Genomic DNA, 22,647 nt, shown 5'->3' on the forward strand with positions numbered 1-22,647 from the left:
GAAAAAGGGCTTGTACAAAGAACAGATTGATGCTTGGCGCATCAGTTGTCTAGGGGCCAACACAGGTGAAATCAACCAGACCAAACGGCTTTCTCAGGAACTGAAGGAAGAAAAACGGCGGACAGCTGAAGTGGAAAAAGATCTGCGTAAAAAAGAGAAGGCGCTGGCTGAAGCTGCGGCGTTATTGCTTCTGCGAAAAAAGGCCCGAGCGATTTGGGGGGATCCAGAGGACGAATGATCCGCCCGCCAGATCGCCGACGTGCGGTTGAACTCATCCAAGAAGCGAACCGCAACGGGGCCCGCTTGGCCCGTGCCTGTCAGGAATTGAATATCAATGTCCGCACGTATGAACGGTGGGTCTCCGGTGGCGAAGTGAAAGAAGATCAACGCCCCCACGCCGAGCGACCTGTGCCTCAAAATAAACTGAGTGAAGAAGAGCGACAAGAAGTGCTGCAAATCGGTAAGAAAGAAGAATTTGTGGACTTGCCTCCTTCCCAGATTGTGCCGAAGCTCGCCGATCGGTCCATCTACATCGCCTCTGAATCGACGATGTACCGTATTTTGCGCCAAGAACAGATGCAACAGCACCGCGGCCAAAGCAAACGCCCGAAAGCGAAATTGCCGGAGAGCTATTTGGCGACGGATCCGAACCAGGTCTGGACGTGGGATATCACGTGGCTGAAAGGTCCGGTGAAAGGGCTATATTATCGACTCTATTTGATCATCGACCTGTTTAGTCGAAAGATTGTCGGCTGGGAAGTGTGGGAAATGGAAGATGCCAATCATGCGGCCGATCTGATCAGAAAAACCGTCGTCAGCGAAAAAATACACGGAGCGCCACTGGTACTGCATTCCGATAACGGCAGCCCGATGAAAGCCGCGACGTTCCAGGCGTTGCTTAAGAAACTGGGGATTCAAAGTTCATACTCCAGACCGCGCGTCAGTAACGACAATCCGTATTCGGAAGCCATTTTTCGGACACTTAAATACCGGCCAGAGTTTCCGGTTGACGGATTTGCCTCTCTTGAAGAGGCACGGGAATGGACCACTCGGTTCGTCCACTGGCATACGCATGAGCATCAGCACAGCAGTATTAACTTTGTGACGCCAGAACAGCGTCACACGGGTGTTCACGTGGAAGTACTGAAAAATCGGCATGAAGTTTACATACAAGCGAAACAAAATCGGCCGGAACGGTGGGCAAGAACGACAAAAAATTGGCAACCGCATGAATCCGTCGCATTGAATCCGATGAAAGAGAAGGCGCGGACGGATCAGTTGCTTCAACGGCAGAAGGAATAAATAGCAGTTTTCGAAAACAGAGAGATGCGACAACTATATTGACAAACACCGATACCGAGTAAGGTTAATATGGTGACGTATTAACAAATAGGGGTGGCACCACGATTTTAGTAATCTCGTCCCCAAGACAATTGTCTTGGGGGTGAGATTTTTTTGTTTGGCTAAAATTCATTGGGGGAGCGGTTACGATGAAAAACTGGAAGTATTCTTTATTATTGTTAGGTGATATCGGTATTTCGAATATAGGCGGATGGGTTTATCTGATTGCCTTGAATTTAATTATCCTCAATGAAACGGGCTCTCCTCTAGCAATCTCTTTACTGTATATTTTAGGGCCGATCGCGACGATTTGTTCTAATTCATGGGCAGGAAGCCTAATAGATCGTATTAATTCGAGGAAGTTTATGATTGGGTTAGATATTTCACGTGCTTTATGTATTGCATTGATCCCTGTGCTTCCTTCGCTGGTCTATGTTTATGTCATCGTATTTATCATTAATATCGGAAGTGCCATGTTTGAGCCCACGTCAATGGTGTATATGACCAAACTAATACCAGAGAAAGATCGCCAACGATTTAATGCTTTGAGAAGCTTTATCAATTCTTGCGGAACATTAATCGGCCCTGCAATAGCGGATATTTTATTTTGGATGGGCACACCTGACACGGCTATCTATATAAACTCCGTTGCGTTAATTTTGTCAGCTTTTATCATCTTTTTATTGCCTAATGTTGATTCGCAAACAGTACCATCCGAAACTGAAAAACTTTCTCGGAAGATGATAAAAGATGACTTTAAAGTAGTTTACAAGTTCAGTCATACTCATACTTTTATTTTAAAGATTTATCTTCTTTTTGTTGGAATGACGATATTTATGACTGCCCTAGATTCATTAGAAGCAGCTTTTGCGAAAGAAGTTATTCTGATGTCAGACACGAACTATGGATTCTTACTCAGTGTATTTGGAACGGGAATTATTTTGGGTTCTGTTATCAACACCGTTTTTTCCAAACAATTGGCAGTCAACTTGCTAATCGGGGGTGGATCTATTTTTACTGCAGTCGGTTATCTTGCTCTCTACAGCTCTCAAGGTTTTATCAGTGCTGCAATGGGAACTTTTGTGATTGGATTTGCCATCACTTTTGCAAACACGGGTTATTTGACGTTCTATCAGAACAATGTGCCAGTGAAAATGATGGGGAGGTTTGGCAGTTTGTTCAGTATGGTTGAAGCTTTGTTTATAATCATTCTAACCGTAATAATTGGTTTGGCAGCTGAATTGACTTCAATACGGTCTGTAGGCTTAATAGGTTCATTTACTTTTTTATTATTAGGGATTATGGCATTCAAGGTAGTAACCGCTAAAAGAAGAAAAGTACATTTTGGAGAGAATATGAACTTAAACAGTTAGTTATTTATGTGTGGTACGGAAAGTCCGCTATTGGAAGAGAAGAAATATTTAAATGTTTCTTTTTTTCTTCGTAGATGCGCACTTTCACGAACGTTTTTAATATCAATTGGCATTTTTTATTGAACATTGAGTGTTCATTTCACTATTCCAATTTGTTTGGGAATGAAACCCTCTATTAAAAAGTGTTATTTGATTAGTTCTATATCAAATCATTTACATATATTGTATGATTATAGTCTGAATAGAAAGAAAAAATATCAGGAGAGTGGAAAGAGAGAATTATCAAAACAGACAGAGGAAACGTTGAAGTCTTTCATAAAGGAGAGGAGGAGCCGTTAGCCACTACACATCTTTACAGTGAATTCAAACAAACCTGCAATTGATGGTAGCGGCTTTTATGAATGATTACTATGTGTATTTGATTAAGCTTCGCGGAGCTGGAAGTTCTGTTAAAGCAAATAAAGCTGAAGAGCATAGCCTGGATGAGATGTTGAAAGTTCTAGAAATATTTAGGAAAGTACTTGAGCATGAAAAGGTGGCTTTTATCGGACATTCTACTGGATTACAATCGGATTGCAGACATTGTGACCATACTGAATGATCCTAGACTCATCCTTGAATTTCGTCAATAAGCTATTTAAGAATGGGCGCTATTTTCTTATCAATCAGAAGATAAATTAAAAGAATCTATGAAAAAACCGAACTGCGGTAAAACGGGTGGTCTGCGTTTGGATCATTTTTTGGAAATAAATCTTCTACCTATGATCTCTAAGAACGAACAAAAGAAGTTCATAATCCGATTTTTATTTATTCAGGGGGAGCACGATGCACAATAAATGGCAATTTGAAAAGGGGTAAATTTATGGATTTATTAGTTCGAAAAATGCGAGCGGAAGACATTAAACAAGTACAAGATATTGCACACAAAACTTGGAATTCTACTTATGAGGGGATAATTCCATTAGATGTACAAGAGAATTTTCTGAGGTCTGCTTACAATGACGAAAGAATGGAGCAACGCATGGAGTCATCGGTTATTTTTGTAGTCGATATTTCTGGAAAAGTTGTTGGTTTTGCTAATTTTTCACAAGTAAATAAAGATGGAATAGTTGGATTAGCTGCTATTTATATTTATCCTGAATTTCAAGGAAAAGGTATAGGTTCAGCGTTGTTACAAAAAGGCATTAAAGCGTTAGATGGTGTGAAAGAAATTTTTGTGGATGTAGAAAAGGACAATCTGTCAGGGCTGAAATTTTATGAAGCAAAAGCATTTGAAGTTGTTAGAGAGTTTGATGATGATTTTGATGGACATATACTGAAAACAATAGAAATGGTTTTGAAAGTATAAGACATCGTTTTGCTACTGGTTACGCAAGGGGAGCCTCGAGAATTATGGCTAAATAGATAAATCATTTTCTTGTTTGAAGGTCGATCGGTTGCAGGAAACTAGAGAATATCGCCCCTCCTAAAGAAGCCGAGCACTTTGTCACCGGAAGTGCAAGCACATCTGGCATCGAAAACTTTTCAAAGTAAAGGCGTTTCGAATATTTCAGAAATATTTTTTTATCGAAATCGAGAGTGAAGGGTGAAGTCAAAATGAAATATGTCATTATAGGCGGAATCGGGATTTTATCAGGTATTATGTTATTAGGGTTTACCTTGGTTGCGGCGGCGGTTTACGCACTGGAGTTATCGTCGGTCGGCTATTTTGAACATTGGGGGCTCTACGGCTCTGCGCTCATAGAAATCGGAATTGTTCCGATACTTATCAGTACCAGTTTATTTATTACAGGCCTTACGTTTCTCTACAGGTCTGCGGACAACGAATGGAAAGCGAAGTACTTTTTAGTCGAAGAAACAACAAATGAACCAATAGTAGAAAAAGAAAACCAATAGCAGTTGTAAGCTGAACGCCAAATGGTGGAAACCTTAAAAAGTGACCTATTGGGTTTTTTCTGTTTTCAAGCCTCACTATACTAAAATTTTCTATGATGGACTGAAGAGTTTCAAAGGAAACAGAAAAGAAGAAGCTAGACTTCGAGCTTCTTCTCTTGTTATGGACAGTACTTGTTTAAACCTTTAAACACAAAGGTTTTGAAAAAGCAGAGGTGATTGGTCTTTTTCTCGGCAATGTGTTGGCCTTAAAAGTTAGAAAAGAGCCAGATCTGAATGGTTTTGTGGTTTTATTGATAAAAGAAGCTCGAGTTGCTGGAAAAATCTGCAGGTAAATGCTGAGTGCACGAAAAAAACTGCCGTCCTAACTTTAGGTCGGCAGTTTTTTCAAATTGTAGTGTAGGTGTAAGGCAAGTTTACCTACTAGCTGCAAGAGTGTAACAGCGGGTTTCGGCTATTGATAATCTTAAGTGATTTTTTGTTCTGTGACATATAAAAGTCTTGCCGATTTCAACCGGTTTCTAACTGAGATTCCAATCCATGCAGCGAGAGCGGCTTTAATAACACCTACGAAAATGAAAGGGGCAAACCCACCCAAAAATGCTCCTGTCCATGAAAGGTTAGCAAATATCTTTAACCAAACGGTTCCAAAAATCAATGCGACAAACATGCCGATAACATTTGCAATAATCGCATTAGTAACTGTAAAACTTGTTTTCTGAAGGTAAAAACCAATAACAAAGGCAGTTGGAATAAACCCAAACAAATATCCGCCGGTTGGCCCAAACAAGCTCCCCAATCCGCCAGACATTTGCGAGAAAACGGGAATTCCGACTGCACCGATTCCCAAATAAACCAACACAGATATCGTTCCGTATTTAGGGCCTAAGATCGTTGCGGCAAGCCCAATCGCCAATGTTTGACCTGTAATAGGTACTAGCGGCAATGGAATCGTTATCTGGGCCAATATACCAATAATCGCTGCAAAGAGTGCAGTAACAATCATCATTCTCAACTTCAAATTTGATCCTGTCACGGGGTGTATACCTCCTTTATTAGTTAACTTATTTAAATTTAAGGTTAACTCATATCTTATCTTATACGGATAAAGCCTGTCAATAAGCTTTTTTAGTAATAAAAACCGACCTGAATAAGGTGATTTCAAATTGATGAAATAGAAGTACAGGAGAACAGATAGGGAAGTCGTTTTTTCTAAAAACTTTTAAACTAAAAAATATGGACAGCGGAGCTCCAATTTAAGCCTTCTACTTACAGTGTTTAGTGCCACGCTACCATGAAATTCTCGGTAGCCTAGTTTTTCTATGGATTCTGTGGAATTCGTTTTGTTCAGGAAGAAAGTCGAAAGTACATAGCCAAAAAACTAGTCCAGTCAAAAATCACTGCCCTCATTGGGGTTGTATCAATTAACGAACTCGCCCTATAAGTTCCCTCCTGGATAAACTAATTTCCAAAAAAATGAAACCGTTATCACACAATTCCGTATATGGGTTATTAAGTTTTGTTCAGCAACAAAAAAAGGGGAATTTGTTCTGAAATGGTTTTTATATTATTTCATTTGGACACTAGCAATCGGACTAATATTGTATTTTGGAATGTAACTACAGGAGCAGGTGCTGAAAGATCCCAAATGACATTTAACCTTTTCTCAATTCAAGTATACATTTTTCTATTTCCAGTGATTATCGACTTACTGATTTGCATGCCAAAATTTATGCTGCAAAGAAAGAAAGAGATTCTTGGAATTTTGATTGGATTAAATTCGTAGCTATTGGATTACCGGCGCTTTATATTGTACTAGTGATTTTCTTGCCATACTCGCCACTATTTGGAAGTTGGCTCCCTATACCCAAAATCCTTCTCTTTGGTGAAGCGACTGTCCCTACCATTGCAGGATTAGTTTTTGGCTATAAGGTGTTAGAAATTTTTAAATCTGAAAGCGTTAAGAATTATGTGTAAATGGCATCATAGTCGAGCTTCGCCAACAGGGCGTTATACGGCTGACAGCATTTTAGCCCGTAGTTAATCCTGCCCTTGCTTTGTTTCAACTGCGCGGCTGAAGGACAGCAATTTCTTTTCCGGGCAATCAATCCCGATTACCACACGTTCCCGTAGAACGATATGGGCATAGCTCATTTGGAAACACTCCTTAGTTGATTTATCCATTTGAGCTATTTTTATTTTCTAGCTGTTCGACTTTATATGATGACTTACAACAAAATAAGTTGCGATTGAGGTTGATTCTGTATTTGGTACTGACAGAAACTACTCTTCAAGATAATAGGCTACTAATAAACATTAATAGATCTTTTTAGTCATTAAAAGTTCGGATTAAATACTGGCAGAAAGAGATGATAAATTGAATAAACTCTTAGCAGTTGTGTCAATCGCTGTTTTACTTTCAACATGTAATTTAACTGGTTCTTCGATAAGCATCTTCAAGGTAGAGAGAGTACCAAAAAAATGTCCAAGAGCTGGGTAGATCCGGAGGCTGCTCTCCAGTTTATAACTAAAAATGGCGAAATAGCCTACCTCATTTATCAATCACGGGACACTGTGACAGCTGAACTTGAAGAAGATGGAGATAAATTAAACATTAAACTAAAGACAGCTACCAAAGTTAGCAATTTAGTTGAGCAACACGTCTACAAACTAAAAGTAGACAAGGATACTGAAGTGATTGAGGTGCTTATCAATGGCAATTCTACTCCCATTGATATTGTTTCAGGTTCATAAAATTTTCATTCAAACAGTTTTGGATTTCTAAGGAAACTAATCAGAAGGAGGAATATTTTACTGAAAAATCCTACTCAATTCTCTCAGCAATTTTTTTTGCTTTAATGATTCTGCCGTTTGCACTTCCTTATTCACCAGAAGGCTTTGACCGTTTGGTGTTTATTATAGAAATCGATTTCTATTTGCCGCTTCTTTTCGGTGTAGCAAGAATCGTTCTGGGATTACTCGGGGTGATAGGAAATGTCAGACTTTATTTGGTGTCGTCAAACGCATGTGGTTTAGGGATATATGTATATATTGCTTTTACAGCTATTTTCGGTTTTAAAGAACCTTGATTCGATTCCTTCATTTCATACAGGATGTATATCGAGCAACAGTACTGCAATTATCAGAAGAACATTAAACATTTCAGGAGATTGTAGCGATGGCCAACAATCTCCTGAAAGTAACCAACATATGCCAGCTGTATTCAAAATCCACTACATAATAAAAACTGCCGGAGAAAAAGAATCCTCATTCTTCGGCAGTTTTATTTTAAGGACTTTTGGGACAGCCTCGTTTTATTTTTTTAGCTTAGTTCGCTTCAGAAAAGATTGAGTTTACGGCCATTTTCGCTATGGTACTGTTGGACATGATAAACTTATCGACCTTTACGTGCGAGAAGCTTGGGAGATGTTCCTCCCGTTCAACTTCCACAGTCGTATATACACGTGGGGACATTCTTTCTACAGCTGTGGCAATCAGCAGTGATTTCCCATCGGTCAGCATCTGATCCTCAATCCGGTCGTCCGCAAAAATCAGGACCGCTTTCGCCTGTTGAACATTTGCCTGTCGCAGTACTTTTTCGTGGGTGGCATTCCCTCGGACATAGTGAATTCTTGTATTGATCTCTTTTGCTTTTTCCAGTCTATCAATCACCACAACCTCGATTTGTTCATCTTGCTTCAATATCTCAGCTATTGCATTTTCAGCTTTATATGACCAATCGATGATGACAATATGGTTTTTTCCCTTGAACATCAACTCGCCCCTTTCTTCCCGTTTTTTATGTAAGGTTAGACTTTCTATCGCTTTTCCAATGAATGACGCAAACAATCCGATGCCTATTATGTATAAAAAAACTACTGTAAAAATTCTTCCTGCAGAAGTGGCAGGATAAAGGTCACCGTAACCGACTGTCAAGATAGTCGTCATAGTAAACCATAATGAATCTGCATATTTAGTAAAAGTTGATGGCTCTATGACAGGGAGTAGGAGTGTACTGAAAGCAATGAGTACCATTGTGCTGACAGTGAGTATAAGCCAGGACAGGCTGGTCGCCTGCAGGTAGAGTCGTCGTAGTATAATCAATTTTGAATTTCCCCTTTTATATTAAGTATACACTATTAAAATGAGCACTGATCACGCGGTTTTACGCTGCTATATTGAATGGTAATGTAGGAGTCAGTCGCGCCTACTGCAAGCATTTAGCTCTTAACATAACATAAAAAATCCGTGTTGCCGCTGAAAGATATGGAAACCGGCTATATCATCACCCTTAATATTGGCAGTTCGAGAATCATCTTGTTCTACATCAATTCAGTTGCTTTGGCCTCATATCTTTTGTAAGGAATCATGCTGTCTTGAAGCTCATGAAGTAGCTTCTAACCACAGGTGCATCGGAGATACCGAATGACATATGTCGTTCGACGCCAACTTCCATGCACAACTTCTGTTTTCGTGATCCTGCACTTCGTAATCCATCTCACCACATGTAGATATGGGGGGGCAAGCGACTCGTTCTGGACATGTAAAAAAACACCTGTTAAGGCATCGATGATTATAAAATAATCGTTTACGATAATCATATTTTGAGGGGACGCCTTCTTTATAGCACGGCAATGGCTGTACATTTAATCCTTTCTCCAGACTTCCTATGTACATTGTATTCGTCAATTCTGTTGCAACATTAACAGGTTACATTGGAAAAAGCGGTTTACCTCAATATTAAAGGGTAGTTTAGAAAAGAATCCTCAAATGAACAATGCAAAAAATTCTGGATAACTCTTTATTGTTAATTTATTTACCAGAATTTTCTAAGCAAATGTATAACTTGAAAATAGTGAAGGAGGAAAGAAAATGGGAAAGCTACAAAATAAGGTTACGGTCATTACAGGTGGAGCGACTGGAATAGGAAAAGCTACAGCGGAAGTTTTTGCAGCCGAAGGGGCAATTGTGCTAATTGCGGATATTTAGCAAGACGCGTTAACCGAAACAGTTGCTCAAATAAATAAAAATGGTGGAAAGGCCAAAAGCTTTCAAGTGAATATTGCAAAAGAAGAGGAAATAAAACATTTGCCAACCAAGTAAAAGATGAATATGGAACCATCCATGCTTTATTCAATAATGCTGGGATAGACCAAGAAGGCGGAAAAGTGCATGAATATCCGGTTGACTTGTTTGACGAAATTATGGAAACAGATTTGCGTGGCACCTTTCTTATGAGCAAATATTTTATTCCACTCATGCTAGAAAATGGAGGGGCGATCGTCAATAATGCCTCTATGTCTGGAAGTTTTGCTGACTTAAACCGTTCAGGTTATAACGCAGCAAAAGGCGGTATTATCAATTTCACAAAATCCCTCGCAATTGAATATGGGAGATCCAATATTCGGGCAAATTCCGTATCACCGGGAACCATTGAAACACCACTTATCGATCATTTGGCTGGGTCAAAGGAAGAAGAAAGCGGAAAACAGTTTAGAGAGACAAATAGATGGCTGGCACCTTTAGGACGTCTTGGAGATCCTAAAGAAATTGCAACGACAGTTTTGTTTCTGGTTTCTGGCGACAGTTCTTATCTCACAGGACAAGATATTGTGGTAGACGGCGGTATTACAGCTTATACGTGGCCGGGCAAAATGGTGATGGACGATAGTTGGAAAAAAACAACAGAAGACTAATGGAAGTAAGTAAAGACTAGATGGTTTTATACGAGTCTGTTACTCATGCTTTTAGAAAAAGGCTGCCATCCGGCAGCCTTTTCATTTTCCAATATATCATTAAGTCTATTAAAAATTTTCCGACTCCAAATGCATTCAGGACTTCCAAGACTTTTTTTATCGACTCATTCTAACTGTTCAGCTTCTTAAATCAGCAAGTGTTGTCATACTCCTCACCCCTTCAAAAAATATATATTCCGTTTTGTCCGTTTTACGGAATCGTAAAGTTATTTTTCCTTGCTATATAAGTTGAACGAATGATTCCGGGCTGTTAATGTTCTGCCAATCAGCTGCTAAGCGCTTGCGCTGAACGAACTCGGGCCTGCCCGAGTGGATTTCTTTCCATGTCACTTGCGCTGCTCTCATAACAGTCTCCGCTGATTTGCTCCGTATCTTGATGACTTGTTACTCAAGGGTGCTTAGAAGAAAGAGCGCAAGTCGGCGAAGGGCAAAGATGTGCTCCTGCATCGCTGCGCTAGCTTCGTCGCAAAGCCGTTGCCCGAACTCTCTTCGTTCAATGACTTTCCTGCTGGAGCAGTGAAGCGACATCCTGGAGACCCCGCAGGAGCTTGCGACGAGGAGGCTGGGGCGAGGTCCTTGGCAACTGGCACCGCGACGTCCTATCGCGCCAGTTGCATGATCCACATCCTGTGGGCCCAAAGCGTCCGTCTGGAGCGATTTCTTCGTTTCCCTACCTCGTTGAGTTGAAAAAGCTGTTTCTTTAATTCAACTTATATATAAAAAATTTGTCAGGTCTGGGTTTCTATGAACTTTTGCAAACCCATAAACGGCTGCATAACAAGGCTTATTTCGATAATGATCAGGAAAATAAATGAAGCAGTGATATTCGGTCCAATGCGGTTCTGAAAGAAGCTTAAAAATTTCGATACCTACTTCACCACCACGAAAAATCAGTTTCACTCGATAAGGCTTTTTCTCTCCTGATGAATAGATTGATTCTTGATCTTCTTGGAAATCTATATATACTTGGAAAACCAGCATTCTAAGCGCTTTAACCGCTTAACTAATCCAAAAGGGCTGTTATACTTTTTCTGTGTCTTGGCAGATATACCAGGAAGATATGATGATCCGAAAAAAAACAGCCTCTTGCTGCCATCACATCCAGCGAATTGACCCGTTTAATGGGGAAGGAGAATGGGGGGGCCATTGAAATCAGTTTCTACATGATTAATCATGGTTGCGATTGCCCGAATTTTTTCTCGCGCAGAAGATATTCTTAGTTGCAAAAAAATATTGGTGGAATTATCAGATCTATTTTATCATATACAAATAAGACGTGAACTACAAAAGCAGTATAATAACAACTTGTACTGGCTAAAGAATTAACTTTATGCTTTTGAAAATTACCAGTTCTAAGATAAGGCGGGAAATAATGACGAATGGAATCGATTTTTATATTGCGCCGATTGTAAAATTAAGCTAGACAACTGAAAAAGCCATTCGTGATACACTCTAAATGTATTTTCCGACCAAAGAAAAACAGAGGAGTGATCACGAATGACCTACACCCATCTTACCACGGATGAATTGGTGATGATAGAATCCTACCACCGCCAACATATACCTGTGGCGATAATTGCAGAATGCCTGAACCGTTCCAGGCAGCCGATCTATAATGTCATCAACTTCCTGAAATCGGGCTATACAGCTCTCGATTTCTACAAACAATACAAGAAAAACAAACAACGCTGCGGCCGACGAAAACTGGTCTTGCCGAAGAAACAAGTTGTCTATATTCAAGACAAGGTGGCGCAGGGATGGACGCCTGATGTCATTGTCGGCCGTGCAGAAACGGTGATCGATTGTTCCGCACGCACGCTCTATCGCATGTTCAAAAATCAGGTCTTTGATGTAGCCACACTGCCCATGAAAGGGAAACGAAAACCCAATGGGCACGAGGAACGCCGCGGAAAGCAGGCGTTCAAACGACATATTTCCGAACGAGAAACCGACTATCCTTCTTTCCAAAAAGAGTTCGGACATATCGAAGGCGACACCATTGTGGGCGCCCGCCACAAAAGTGCGGTGATCACGCTGGTCGAACGGCTGACGAAAGTCATCATCGCCTTGAAGCCTGCGGGACGCAAGGCATGCGATATTGAAACTACGCTGAATCAGTGGTTTCAAGGGGTTCCCAGAAACCTGTTCAAATCCATCACGTTTGACTGTGGGAAAGAATTCTCCAATTGGAAACCGCTGTGCAACCAGCACGACGTCTCGATTTATTTTGCGGATCCCGGCACGCCTTCCCAGCGCGCCTTGAATGAAAACTCCAATGGGCTGCTTCGAAAAGACGGCTTGCCAAAGGAAATGGACTTCAACCAGGTGGATCAACCGTTCATTTCCACGGTGGCAGACAAGCGGAATAATATCCCTCGGAAGTCGCTGAATTACCGTACACCCCTGGAGGCATTTTTGAGTCACCTGAATGGAATGGATTTGTCTAGCTTATATTGACAAACGGAATTGTTAATAGACCCAAAGAAGCAGATAGCTCTGAAAAACATGCAAAGTTCAATGAAGAACTTCACAACTATCTGTTGAATCAGGAAGGCAATCCAGCGCAAAGATACGGCCTTCTATTAAACTTAGATCCGTATAGCGATCGTTTGTTTTCATCTAGAGACTTATATGAGTTGGTCATTATTTGTGAAAGACTACTGAATGAATATAGCCTAAACACCAATAAGCGATGGGAAGTAGATAAAATCATATGGGGCATAAATAAGTTTGCTGAAGATCTAAAAACGCTTTGCTTGGTTGCATTAGAGCAAAACAAAAAAGTGTTTGCAGCGGATGATTGAAAAAACTGCCACCTGTTTTGCAACGAAGTTGGTCTAATGTAACTAATAATTTTATTGCGTGTCTAGGTTTGAAGTGGAGGATGGGAAAGAAAATTAAGCCCAGAATATTATATGTAAGTAGTATGATTATTTTTATGTAGGTTGGTTGTTAACGAGAACATCAAGTGATCAAAAATAAAAAAACATTAGCAACTCCGTGGAAACAGAATCTATCTCGCTTTCTGAATGGGGTGGCAATCGAAAAGCTCATACATTCAATTTAAATTTGAGGAAGAGCCACTCTTTGACCAGATTAATATTTGGAATGCTAAGAACATAAAATTGTCTTCTTAAATATACGGTATAGAATATTGATAGTTTCAACTATTTGGAAAACGTTATAGTAACAAGAAACTGTATATGGTGAACTAATGATTCTTATCTGTTGATCGACCATAAGATAGCAGTGAATTTTTAAGGTGCTTATTTTCATTAGATTAAATGAGCGTTGGCTCGTCCACGGACTAGGTGAACATAGGAGATATGCGGTCTTCTTGGCTCATAGCGGGAGTTAAGGAGTGACCGGGCAATCAAGGGTCCTTCTTGTATAAAAGGATGATTCTTTAGTTCAATTTATACACCATTTTATTGTAATGAGGAACAAAATCATCAAATTCAACAAGTGAAAACTCTGAAAATCATATTACAAAAAAATGAAACTTTAAATTTGTCGTTTCGTATATAAGAAAAGAAAGGTTCACATAAAATGGAAGTGAAGGAGGATTTGTACATGTTTACGGAATCAATTGGCATACTAGCTATCGTTACTAGTGTGATTTGGATTTTTATATCCAGAGAGCTCTCAAAGTTTTCAGACGTTAAGAATGGGCGTAAAATTGTCACTTTAATGACTGCCGGCACATTATTTACAGCTATACTCACCATCTCACTTTTTCAAAATCTTCTATTCTAAATATATTAAGAAGAACCGGAGGTGTGCAAACGTGGAAGAAAAAATTGAGTTTAAACTCGCCACTATAGAAGATGTGGATAGTATAGTAAAAATGTTGGCTGATGACCTTCTTGGAAGCCAGCGAGAACGTTATGAGCAGCCACTTCCAGAAAGTTATCTTAAAGCATTTCAGGCTATTACAAATGATCCCAATAATGAATTGATAGTAGCTTGTATAGGCGCTGAAATTATCGGTGTCCAACAGATTACATTTACGCCTTATCTGACGTATCAAGGTGGCTGGAGAGCTACGATCGAAGGCGTGAGAACATCTTCTTCCCTACGCGGAAAAGGCGTAGGAACCAAGCTCATTCAATGGGCGATCTGCCGGGCGAAAGAGCGGGGCTGCCACTTGGTTCAACTTACTACGGATAAAAAACGCGAAGATGCATTGCGCTTTTACGAGCAACTTGGTTTTACAGCATCTCATGAAGGTATGAAGCTAAAGCTTTAATATTTACATAGTCCAAAAGCAAATAATGTTAAAAAGAGAAGGGAGAAAGGAAGCTATTCAGAAGCTTTTTTTCTCTCCCTTTTTGTATAAATGTGCATACTATGAAAGGTCACTTAATAAAGCAATTCTCGTCAAACTAAAATTTAAAGAAATAACATGGAAAATATAGGGGATTAAAATTTCGAATATCTCCCTTTATAAAGAATTGAGAAAGATGATCCATATATCGAATAGAGAGCAGGCAAACGAATGAATAAAGCAAAACTAGTAGATGCATTGAAGCATGCCGACGTTCAAGAACCGGTATTTCTTGGAGAAGGAGCTTGGCATTACGCTTGGCAAGTCAAGAAAGACGGCGGTGAATTCGTACTGCGTATTCCAAAGGAAGAAGCTTATGGAAAATCTATCCCCTTTAACGAAGCCATGTTGAAAGCAGACTATGGCGGAACAAAACTGTATTACCAGTCTGTCAATAAAGCGGTGGTAGGTGCTACACCTGAGTTTTATGAATTTCATGTTTCGCCGGAACTCATCTACACGCTGGAAACCTTCGCTGGAAAACAAATCGATTTACATAAGATGACTGAAAAAACAGCTTTTCAAACAGGACAGGAAGTAGGAATGATTCACAGAAAAACAGAAGAGATTTCACACGAACTTGAAGGATTTGGAAACCTTGCCTGGACGCAGGAAAAAGGATTGCATGGTACGTTTGAAAGGGATGCGAATGAATTTCTTGAAGAAGAAAGCGAAGAGCATATAGCAGATTACAGAGTCTTAGGGTCGGCCCGCTCGGAGTTCAAGGACCCACTCGTCAGCAGAGCCATTCAATTGGCTGCAGACCTTAGAAATCGGCAATTCACGAAGCCGCTCTTGGTGAATCAAGATGTTTCACCCGAGAACATTCTACTCGATGGCGGCCGCATACGTTTAATCGATCCATATCCAAGCATTTATTATTCAAGAGGGATGGCCGGCAATTTTATGAACCTTTATGAGACGTACTTTATCACTCTGGCAGATACAGAACGCTATAGCAAACATCGATTTTCAGAGAGCGCTGACCAGTTGAAAAGTATGGCTGAAGGATTTCTAGCTGGATACAGTGCTGGAGATTCGAAAGTAGCTAACGAAGTCAGAGGGGAACAATTACTGCAGTTGCTTGAAACGGCATTCAGCCATTTTTGCTTGTTATCAGAAGAGATATCTGAAGAAACGAGAATTCAGTATGGCAATAAAGCAGAGATAGAAGAGCGGCTTTTAGTGCTTGCTGAAGAGTTAAAAGCATTGGCTGCTTCTCAAATTGCTGGGCTAGAGAGTACAGTTAGTGGATAAAATTTTATACGGGCAAGGTGAATAAAATGAATTTGATTAACGTTTCAGAGGAAATGCAAATATATCAGATTACACAGCCATTTGAAGAGGAAGCTAGAGATGTGATCTTAAAAGGATTAGAAGAGCGCTTTGGCTTTATCGATTCCAGGTACAATCCGGATTTGAAGAGCATTATCGAGAGCTTCAGCCGACAAGGTGCTGTGTTTTTAATTGGGATCTATGTGGGTCAAGTAATTTGCACTGGCGCTGTTTCCTTTGAAGCTTCGGGCGTAGGAAGAATTGAAAGAATGTCTGTTTTAAAGGAACACAGAAGGTCTGGAGTCGCAAAACGGATGATCAATAGTTTGGAGGCATGGTCGAAAGAAAATGGGTATCAACAATTAGTTTTAGAAACAAATAACGGCTGGCAAAGCGCAATTGATTTATACAAGAACAGAGGATACAACTTATTTTTGAATGATGGGGAATGCAGCTACTTTATTAAGGAATTGGTTTGAGTTTATTGCATTTATTAATTTGAAACCGAGAAAAAGTTGTTAAAAATTTTTGAGGAGGAAGATTGCTATGACATTAAACGATTTTCTGAATAAGCTGGAAGAAAAAAATCTACTACAAATTAGATGAAGTAAGAAAGGAAGCCACCACGGTAGAAATAACTGTACCCGGTCAGAAATGGGAAATAGAATTTATGGATGATACAGTCGTAATCGAGAAGTTCATTTCAGATGGGGATATCTACGGCGAAGAAGAGTTAGAAAATTTGTTAGAAAACTTTGCTGATTGACTATAAAAATCCAGAAATTTCTATATAGAGTAAATTAAAAATTGGGGGTTAGACGATGGACTTGATGGAAGGGCAGGACGAAGCGGAACTCGATTTGAGTTTTCTCCCGCCGACATTGAAAAAGTTAAAGGAGTTTGCTGATTTACTAGATAAGAAAGGAGAGCCATTTGATGGAAATTTCGGTTTAGGATGGACTGACATCAGGATGGCTTACCATCAAACACCGCTTGATGTGCTGCCATTCATGACTACAGGTGTAGATGGAATTCATGTTGGCCTATTGACTGATTTTGGGAAGATCACAGATTTGGAACAAGCCTTTGTTGTCTGTGTATCTCCGATGGAGGATCCAGAAAATGCTGTGAAACTGCTGGCACGCAAGCCGAAAGAGTTTATTGACTATCTTACTAGCGACACCGACACCGACCTACTGTTGCTATACAATGGACCGATGATTGAGTCGAAGGATCAGTGTCAGCGCTTCCTAAAGGAGGCAGAGGAGGATTCCGAAGCAAATTCTAAGCGAAATGAGATGGAATTAAAACTAAGAAATTTCATGGATTGCAAAGAAATTGTTGATGTTTATGACTACGTACAGACTACAGTAACTGTTAAACGAAATGCACAAATGGTATTGCCTACTTTAGATTGTCTTGGAGTTGCCATTTTTGGTAAGACAAGCGGAGAGCAATGCAGTACTTCGTTAGAAAGGACAGAAAACATGACTTTCACAGAAATTTGCACGTATTTTGAGCAGGCTTCTGATGAAAGTAAACTGGTATTCATACGCGATGCTCAGTTTACTGGAGTAATTTTCGAGGACTCAGAACTTAAAGCTTTTCTCGTAAAAGAACTTGAAAAGATGGGATGCAGCAAGGAAGCAGAGCGTTTGAAAAGTTATGATTGGTAACTAGGTGTTTAAATGCTAAAGCTTTGAGCAATGTTCACTTTAAAAGGAGGCATCTAAAATGTCTGAACAACAAAAATGCGTAGCGATTGTAACCGGTGTTGGCAATCCAAAAGGAATTGGGGCAGCCGTCTGCCGCAAGCTGGCTACACGAGGTGTTGATATATTTTTTACTCACTGGGAATCGAGCTCTGATTTCCCTGACAAGTTTAAATTAGAAATTATCGATATGGGTGTGCAGTGTGAGTTTATAGAAGTAGATTTGTCTAAAAAGGGTGCTTATAAAACTGTGTTTTCTGAAGTGTCGGAAAAACTTGGACCACCTAACATATTGATCAACAATGCGGCCTACTCAACCGATTCAAATTATATGGAGCTTACGGAAAAACTATTGGATGACCATTACTACGAGAATGTCAGGACTACTAGTCTACTTTGCACAGAATTTGCTCGGCAATTCCAAAAAAGTGACAGCAAGTACGGCAGAATTATCAACTTAACTTCTGGACAAAGCTTGGGACCAATGCCTGGGGAATTAGCCTACGCAGCAACTAAAGGGGCAATTTCAGCCTTTACCGTTTCGCTATCTTCAGAGCTCGCCGAATTGGGCATTACAGTCAATGCAGTTAATCCAGGTCCGACCGATACGACTTGGATGACAGATGACATTCGGCTACATCTGCTTCCCAAGTTTAAGGCAGGAAGAATCGGGAAAGCTGAAGATGCGGCAAACATTATAGCCTTTTTGGCCAGCGAAGAAGCAGGATGGATCACCGGACAGATTATCAATTCAGAGGGTGGCTTTCTTAGGGGGTAGATAAAGTAAGTATGTCGAAACAACACAGTAATAGCAGCCTTTTATTGCTAACCATCTGAAGAGGGAAGTTATGGAGATTTCAGTAAACTTAATAAACGAAAGTGATGCAGAAAAATTATTAGAATTTGAGATAGAAAATAGAACATTTTTTGAGAAAATGGTGCCGAGTAGAGGAGAGGACTACTATAGTTGGCAGGTTTTTAGCGGCAGACATCGAAAATTATTAAAAGAACAAGAAAGTGGCAACTCTCGCTTTTACCTCGTGAAAGATATTATGGGAACATTCTCGGTAGAGTTAATCTAGTTGATATTGATATAACTACTAACACTGCAGAATTAGGTTTAAGAATAGGAGATATCTATACAGGGCAAGGGATTGGCTATAGAGCCGTAAAAAAACTATTAACTGGGGATTTATCTTTAGAGAAAATATATGCAAAAACAACCATTGTTAATATAGCATCTCAAAAAGTGTTGAGGAAAATCGGCTCTAATCAAAAGGGAATTAGCGATGAAGAGTTTGAAATGAATGGTCAAAAGATGAAGTTTATTCATTATTCCTGGGAAAAGAGCATTTAAGTTCCATGAAAATGAGGAGTTCATGTTTTGCGGGTAAGTAATTTACTTCTAAAAAAAGATGGTTTAAAGGGGATGTTATAGTGAGTACAACAATTGCTGTAATTGCAGACGTGCATGGCAACATTGCGGCTTTGCATGCGGTATTGGATGAAATAGACGACAATCCCGACATTGAACATATTTACTGTATTGGAGATATGGTTGGTATTGGCTATGAAACCAATGAAGTGCTAGATCTGTTATTTTCGAGGACTGATACATCCTTTGTAATTGGAAATCATGCGACCATTAAAATAACCGCAGAAGATCTTGTGGTCGAGTTGAGAAGTGTACCTTACAAAAATCACGGCTTCTTATTGGGCTATGAATTTTTAGCAGTTCCAGAGGAAATTTATGAGCATTGCTTTTTTTATATCGATTCCCCGTATTCATATCAACCAAAGCAATTGCGATGGAAGCAACCATTATAAAAATCCCGATGTTTACTAACCAATGTAGTTGAAGAATCACTCCCATAAAAATGAAGCCAATTGAGAACGTAACAATGAGCAGTATTTGCTCTGTCGCTTTACACAAAGCCACTGCATCATACTTCGCCTTTTCTTCAGCAGGCATCGTATTATAACCCACGATAAGAATAGCGCCTTTTCCCTGCAGTAAAATGAGACTCATGATAAGAAACAGAAACATTAACGCAAGTGGAATAAGCATTTCAATCGTCATAAATGATAAACACCTCCTCAGACGGAACAACTTATAGTTATCATATCGTTTCGTTTCTTATAAAGTTTCACTTTATTGACGTTTTGAATACAAGTTACTACACGTAAGTTGTACCAAGAGCATAGTTTTTGAAAACACACTTTGTTTACCTAGCTAAATTGCAGGGAAACACAGAACTTAACGTTATTATTTAAATAGGCTATAATACAAGATTTGAAAGGAGCAATTAATTATGCAAAAGAAAGTATTTATTTCACCCAAAAAATATATCCAAGGTGCTGGGGTTCTTAGCGAAATTGGCGAGGAGGTAGCGAAAATCGGAAAAGCTCCGTTCGTGTTATCGGATAGCATTGTTTGGGAAATTACTGGAAATACTGTGAAAGAAAGTTTTGATGTAACCAACATAACTTACATTTACGAAGAGTTTACCGGCGAGGCATCCAATACAGAAATTAATCGTCTGACTGAAGTCGGCAAAGATAAAGAAGCGGACGTCGTCATTGGCTTAGGCGGCGGTAAAACCATCGATACAGCAAAAGCCGTTGGCGATGCATTGGGCATTCCAGTTGTCGTGGCTCCAACTACCGCTTCAACAGACGCACCAACAAGCGCACTTTCTGTCATCTACTCAGATGAAGGCGTATTTGAAGGTTACAAATTCTATAATAAAAACCCGGAATTGGTTTTGATTGATTCCAAAGTGGTTGTGGGTGCACCGATCTTCTTGCTTGCTTCAGGCATGGGTGATGCGATGGCGACGCTCGTTGAAGTAAAAGCTTCACAGAAACGCAATTCCAATACAATGGCTGGCGGTAAAGCAACGCTCGCAGCAATTGCGATTGCTGAAAAAGCAGAAGAAATCCTGTTTGATCAAGGGATTGCGGCATACAAAGCAGCCAAGCAAAAAATTGTGACTCCCCAAGTAGAAGCGATTATTGAAGCAAATACACTGTTGTCGGGATTAGGTTTTGAAAACGGTGGATTAGCCGCAGCTCATGCCATTCACAACGGATTTACCGCATTAAAAGGGAACATTCACAAGTTGACCCACGGCCAGAAAGTGGCATACGGAGTCTTGACTCAATTGGTGCTCGAAGGCTATTCCGAAGAAGAAATCATGCGTTATGCTGACTTCTTTAAAGCAATCGAATTGCCTACCACATTGAAAGATCTTCATTTGGACGATGTAGCTTACGAAGATTTGTTGGAAGTCGGCAAATTGGCAACAGTGGAAGGCGAAACAACACACAATATGAATCCAGAACTGACGCCTGAACAAGTGGCAGATGCTATTTTGGCAGTAAATGCACTCACGACTGTCTAATTCTTGGTCGATTATATGTAGGAGTCGTATTTAGCCAAACTGTTTTCAATAAGATGCAAGTTTAGTATTGACTAAACAAGAACCCCTTTTGGATTTTATAGTCCAGAAGGGGTTCTTGTAATTTTATTGAAAGCACAAAAAATCTTTGATGAATTCATCTATTTACTGAATGATCGATCATATTTTACAGACGTATAAATTCAAAGCAAAGAAGTCCGAGGCATGCACATAGAAAAAATAAGAACTTCCGAGTTGATCGATTATTGGAGGGGATAAACGATACTTGTCTTTGATGTGCTCGCTTAGCAGAAATGACGCATTTTTTTACAGTATATTCTCGCATTTGTTTGGGGAATTATCATTATCGAATTCCAATGAAAAGCATTCGGATCGATTAATGAAAATTGAAACTCTTTTTTGAAACTATCGGATCACTCTTTTCGTATAGATATTTAAATGAATAAAAGGAAAGGTGAAAAATGGACTCCCACTCGCAAAAAGCGTCACACAAAGAAGCTGATGCACCAAAACCGAACAGGATGAAAACCCTTATGAATTTATATGGTGTTTTTCTTTTTCTAGGTTTGCTGGTCTCTATTCATGCTCACGAGATTAGTGACATAGAAGGGTTCTTACTTTTCATTCTGATCATCAGTTTGCTTTATTTCCTATTGTTAAATCTGTATTTTAAAAGCGTTCTAGGAAGAAAAGTGGTTTTTATTACCCTTTGTCTCATTGCTGTGATCAGCCTGTTTATGGTGTTCTACACAGCAGTTTAAAAGAGGAGTTGAACTTTTTGATCATGGATACAAAGCAAAAAATAACAGCAATCCAAAATTTGTTGGCACACGGTGAACCAGATGCCTTTCAGGAAATAGCTGCATATTTAACAGTTGATGATCGAGAGGTCAGAATAACGGCCATTGGAGTTTTAGGCGAATTGCCAATCAACGCAACGATCAAATCCACTCTTCTGCCCTTGACGGAAGATCCGGATGAAGAAATTCGTTACTTGGTACTTGAAGCATTGTGGGGGTATGTCGGGGAAGATGTTTTCAACGCGTACATCAGACGCCTGAAAGACTCAGACGAATTGGTGCGTATATCCGCTATAAAAGGCTTAGGTGAACTGAGAGATATCCGAGCAGAAAGATACCTTATTGAGTCTCTAGTTGATGAGGAAGAAATTGTCCGCAGAGATGCGGCAGAAGGACTTGGCAAAATTGGAGCCACAACAGCCATTCCTGTGCTGCAAACCCAACTTCAGCAGGAAACGAGCAGTTTAGCAAAAGTAGGTTTCTATACCGGATTGTACTTGTTGGGGTCCAAAATGCATTTGAAATCACTACTGAATTTATTGAGCGATCCATCCTATGTAGTAAGATGTGCTGTCGCCAATAGTGTGGCGATCTTAGCCGACCACGAGAACGAAAAGGGGATCAAAAAGGCTCTGCAAGTAGCATTAAGAAGGGAGCCGACGATTGCTGCTCAATCTACACTGCAACGAGTATTGGATGAACTAAGCTCATAATATGATAGCAATCTATTGACCAACCAGTTGCTCTC

At 39.9% G+C, this 22,647-nt stretch carries 22 protein-coding genes and 2 pseudogenes; 21 read left to right on the forward strand and 3 right to left on the reverse strand.

What is annotated here, in order from left to right:
- Window positions 1-10: 10 nt before the first annotated feature.
- The 6 genes from BBH88_RS19500 to BBH88_RS08970 all read left to right on the forward strand — a co-directional run bounded on the left by BBH88_RS19500 (window position 11) and on the right by BBH88_RS08970 (window position 4,610).
- Window positions 11-238, forward strand: coding sequence for a hypothetical protein (locus BBH88_RS19500; protein WP_006831696.1), 228 nt, complete (start codon window positions 11-13; stop codon window positions 236-238).
- Window positions 235-1,302, forward strand: a complete 1,068-nt coding sequence (locus BBH88_RS08950; protein ID WP_065536925.1) for an IS3 family transposase — start codon at window positions 235-237, stop codon at window positions 1,300-1,302. Before BBH88_RS19500 ends, BBH88_RS08950 begins: the two co-directional genes overlap by 4 nt.
- A 188-nt stretch (window positions 1,303-1,490) precedes the next feature.
- Window positions 1,491-2,714 (forward strand): MFS transporter, encoded by a 1,224-nt coding sequence (locus BBH88_RS08955; RefSeq protein ID WP_065536924.1) that lies wholly within the window; start codon window positions 1,491-1,493, stop codon window positions 2,712-2,714.
- A 397-nt stretch (window positions 2,715-3,111) separates the two neighbouring features.
- On the forward strand, window positions 3,112-3,315 hold the full coding sequence (locus BBH88_RS08960) for an alpha/beta fold hydrolase (RefSeq protein ID WP_006830937.1): 204 nt from the start codon (window positions 3,112-3,114) through the stop codon (window positions 3,313-3,315).
- A 261-nt stretch (window positions 3,316-3,576) separates the two neighbouring features.
- Window positions 3,577-4,062 carry a GNAT family N-acetyltransferase gene (locus BBH88_RS08965; RefSeq protein WP_065536923.1) on the forward strand — a complete coding sequence of 162 codons (486 nt, stop codon included), beginning with the start codon at window positions 3,577-3,579 and terminating at the stop codon, window positions 4,060-4,062.
- 248 nt (window positions 4,063-4,310) lie between these two features.
- Window positions 4,311-4,610, forward strand: a complete 300-nt coding sequence (locus BBH88_RS08970; protein WP_006830935.1) for a hypothetical protein — start codon at window positions 4,311-4,313, stop codon at window positions 4,608-4,610.
- A gap of 463 nt (window positions 4,611-5,073) precedes the next feature.
- Here BBH88_RS08970 and BBH88_RS08975 read toward each other — a convergent pair whose 3' ends face one another.
- Entirely contained in the window at window positions 5,074-5,643 is a 570-nt protein-coding gene (locus BBH88_RS08975; protein ID WP_006830934.1) for a biotin transporter BioY, read from the reverse strand.
- Between the two features lie 1,445 nt (window positions 5,644-7,088).
- Between BBH88_RS08975 and BBH88_RS08985 the strand changes: the two genes are divergently transcribed.
- Window positions 7,089-7,361 carry a hypothetical protein gene (locus BBH88_RS08985; RefSeq protein ID WP_065536922.1) on the forward strand — a complete coding sequence of 91 codons (273 nt, stop codon included), beginning with the start codon at window positions 7,089-7,091 and terminating at the stop codon, window positions 7,359-7,361.
- Between the two features lie 573 nt (window positions 7,362-7,934).
- On the opposite strand, the gene BBH88_RS08995 is transcribed toward BBH88_RS08985, so the two are convergent.
- Complete coding sequence (locus BBH88_RS08995) at window positions 7,935-8,711, reverse strand: potassium channel family protein (protein ID WP_006830930.1); 777 nt, start codon at window positions 8,709-8,711, stop codon at window positions 7,935-7,937.
- Window positions 8,712-9,479: 768 nt separating this feature from the next.
- Between BBH88_RS08995 and BBH88_RS09000 the strand changes: the two are divergent.
- The 12 genes and pseudogenes from BBH88_RS09000 to BBH88_RS09055 all read left to right on the forward strand — a co-directional run bounded on the left by BBH88_RS09000 (window position 9,480) and on the right by BBH88_RS09055 (window position 19,504).
- Window positions 9,480-10,303 (forward strand): annotated as a pseudogene (locus BBH88_RS09000) (SDR family oxidoreductase).
- A gap of 1,557 nt (window positions 10,304-11,860) precedes the next feature.
- Entirely contained in the window at window positions 11,861-12,820 is a 960-nt protein-coding gene (locus BBH88_RS09010) for an IS30 family transposase (RefSeq protein ID WP_065536921.1), read from the forward strand.
- On the forward strand, window positions 12,817-13,167 hold the full coding sequence (locus BBH88_RS09015; RefSeq protein ID WP_065536920.1) for a hypothetical protein: 351 nt from the start codon (window positions 12,817-12,819) through the stop codon (window positions 13,165-13,167). Before BBH88_RS09010 ends, BBH88_RS09015 begins: the two co-directional genes overlap by 4 nt.
- A 769-nt stretch (window positions 13,168-13,936) precedes the next feature.
- A complete protein-coding gene (locus BBH88_RS09020) occupies window positions 13,937-14,119 on the forward strand; it encodes a hypothetical protein (RefSeq protein ID WP_006829502.1) in 183 nt (60 codons plus the stop codon).
- A gap of 31 nt (window positions 14,120-14,150) precedes the next feature.
- Window positions 14,151-14,612, forward strand: a complete 462-nt coding sequence (locus BBH88_RS09025; protein ID WP_006829503.1) for a GNAT family N-acetyltransferase — start codon at window positions 14,151-14,153, stop codon at window positions 14,610-14,612.
- A 249-nt stretch (window positions 14,613-14,861) separates the two neighbouring features.
- Window positions 14,862-15,947: a hypothetical protein gene (locus BBH88_RS09030; protein ID WP_065536919.1), complete on the forward strand. Its 1,086-nt coding sequence runs from the start codon at window positions 14,862-14,864 to the stop codon at window positions 15,945-15,947.
- A gap of 26 nt (window positions 15,948-15,973) precedes the next feature.
- Window positions 15,974-16,444, forward strand: coding sequence for a GNAT family N-acetyltransferase (locus BBH88_RS09035; protein ID WP_006829505.1), 471 nt, complete (start codon window positions 15,974-15,976; stop codon window positions 16,442-16,444).
- A 342-nt stretch (window positions 16,445-16,786) separates the two neighbouring features.
- Window positions 16,787-17,641, forward strand: a complete 855-nt coding sequence (locus BBH88_RS09040; protein ID WP_006829506.1) for a hypothetical protein — start codon at window positions 16,787-16,789, stop codon at window positions 17,639-17,641.
- A 58-nt stretch (window positions 17,642-17,699) separates the two neighbouring features.
- Window positions 17,700-18,455, forward strand: coding sequence for an SDR family oxidoreductase (locus BBH88_RS09045; RefSeq protein WP_065536918.1), 756 nt, complete (start codon window positions 17,700-17,702; stop codon window positions 18,453-18,455).
- A 70-nt stretch (window positions 18,456-18,525) separates the two neighbouring features.
- Window positions 18,526-18,759 (forward strand): GNAT family protein, encoded by a 234-nt coding sequence (locus BBH88_RS19875; RefSeq protein WP_006829508.1) that lies wholly within the window; start codon window positions 18,526-18,528, stop codon window positions 18,757-18,759.
- Between the two features lie 11 nt (window positions 18,760-18,770).
- Window positions 18,771-19,034: a GNAT family N-acetyltransferase gene (locus tag BBH88_RS19880; protein ID WP_331244240.1), complete on the forward strand. Its 264-nt coding sequence runs from the start codon at window positions 18,771-18,773 to the stop codon at window positions 19,032-19,034.
- 80 nt (window positions 19,035-19,114) lie between these two features.
- Complete coding sequence (locus BBH88_RS09055) at window positions 19,115-19,504, forward strand: metallophosphoesterase family protein (protein WP_065536917.1); 390 nt, start codon at window positions 19,115-19,117, stop codon at window positions 19,502-19,504.
- A 10-nt stretch (window positions 19,505-19,514) separates the two neighbouring features.
- On the opposite strand, the pseudogene BBH88_RS20025 reads toward BBH88_RS09055, so the two are convergent.
- Window positions 19,515-19,757 (reverse strand): annotated as a pseudogene (locus tag BBH88_RS20025) (DUF3784 domain-containing protein); the annotation flags it as partial.
- Window positions 19,758-19,989: 232 nt separating this feature from the next.
- On the opposite strand from BBH88_RS20025, the gene BBH88_RS09060 reads away from it, so the two are divergent.
- Window positions 19,990-21,081 carry a glycerol dehydrogenase gene (locus tag BBH88_RS09060; protein ID WP_065536916.1) on the forward strand — a complete coding sequence of 364 codons (1,092 nt, stop codon included), beginning with the start codon at window positions 19,990-19,992 and terminating at the stop codon, window positions 21,079-21,081.
- 802 nt (window positions 21,082-21,883) lie between these two features.
- On the forward strand, window positions 21,884-22,612 hold the full coding sequence (locus BBH88_RS09070; RefSeq protein ID WP_238323478.1) for a HEAT repeat domain-containing protein: 729 nt from the start codon (window positions 21,884-21,886) through the stop codon (window positions 22,610-22,612).
- The last annotated feature ends 35 nt before the right edge of the window (window positions 22,613-22,647 follow it).

It is taken from the genome of Planococcus antarcticus DSM 14505, assembly GCF_001687565.2.
GTDB lineage: Bacteria > Bacillota > Bacilli > Bacillales_A > Planococcaceae > Planococcus > Planococcus antarcticus.

What these genes read in the sequence shown, in the direction of transcription:
- BBH88_RS09045 (WP_065536918.1), top strand. Translation starts at nt 17,700, where the DNA reads ATGTCTGAACAACAAAAATGCGTAGCGATTGTAACCGGTGTTGGCAAT.
- BBH88_RS09010 (WP_065536921.1), top strand. Translation starts at nt 11,861, where the DNA reads ATGACCTACACCCATCTTACCACGGATGAATTGGTGATGATAGAATCC.
- BBH88_RS09035 (WP_006829505.1), top strand. Translation starts at nt 15,974, where the DNA reads ATGAATTTGATTAACGTTTCAGAGGAAATGCAAATATATCAGATTACA.
- BBH88_RS08985 (WP_065536922.1), top strand. Translation starts at nt 7,089, where the DNA reads ATGTCCAAGAGCTGGGTAGATCCGGAGGCTGCTCTCCAGTTTATAACT.
- BBH88_RS19875 (WP_006829508.1), top strand. Translation starts at nt 18,526, where the DNA reads ATGGAGATTTCAGTAAACTTAATAAACGAAAGTGATGCAGAAAAATTA.
- BBH88_RS09060 (WP_065536916.1), top strand. Translation starts at nt 19,990, where the DNA reads ATGCAAAAGAAAGTATTTATTTCACCCAAAAAATATATCCAAGGTGCT.
- BBH88_RS09040 (WP_006829506.1), top strand. Translation starts at nt 16,787, where the DNA reads ATGGACTTGATGGAAGGGCAGGACGAAGCGGAACTCGATTTGAGTTTT.
- BBH88_RS08960 (WP_006830937.1), top strand. Translation starts at nt 3,112, where the DNA reads ATGAATGATTACTATGTGTATTTGATTAAGCTTCGCGGAGCTGGAAGT.
- BBH88_RS08955 (WP_065536924.1), top strand. Translation starts at nt 1,491, where the DNA reads ATGAAAAACTGGAAGTATTCTTTATTATTGTTAGGTGATATCGGTATT.
- BBH88_RS08965 (WP_065536923.1), top strand. Translation starts at nt 3,577, where the DNA reads ATGGATTTATTAGTTCGAAAAATGCGAGCGGAAGACATTAAACAAGTA.
- BBH88_RS08950 (WP_065536925.1), top strand. Translation starts at nt 235, where the DNA reads ATGATCCGCCCGCCAGATCGCCGACGTGCGGTTGAACTCATCCAAGAA.
- BBH88_RS08970 (WP_006830935.1), top strand. Translation starts at nt 4,311, where the DNA reads ATGAAATATGTCATTATAGGCGGAATCGGGATTTTATCAGGTATTATG.
- BBH88_RS09020 (WP_006829502.1), top strand. Translation starts at nt 13,937, where the DNA reads ATGTTTACGGAATCAATTGGCATACTAGCTATCGTTACTAGTGTGATT.
- BBH88_RS09030 (WP_065536919.1), top strand. Translation starts at nt 14,862, where the DNA reads ATGAATAAAGCAAAACTAGTAGATGCATTGAAGCATGCCGACGTTCAA.
- BBH88_RS09070 (WP_238323478.1), top strand. Translation starts at nt 21,884, where the DNA reads ATGGATACAAAGCAAAAAATAACAGCAATCCAAAATTTGTTGGCACAC.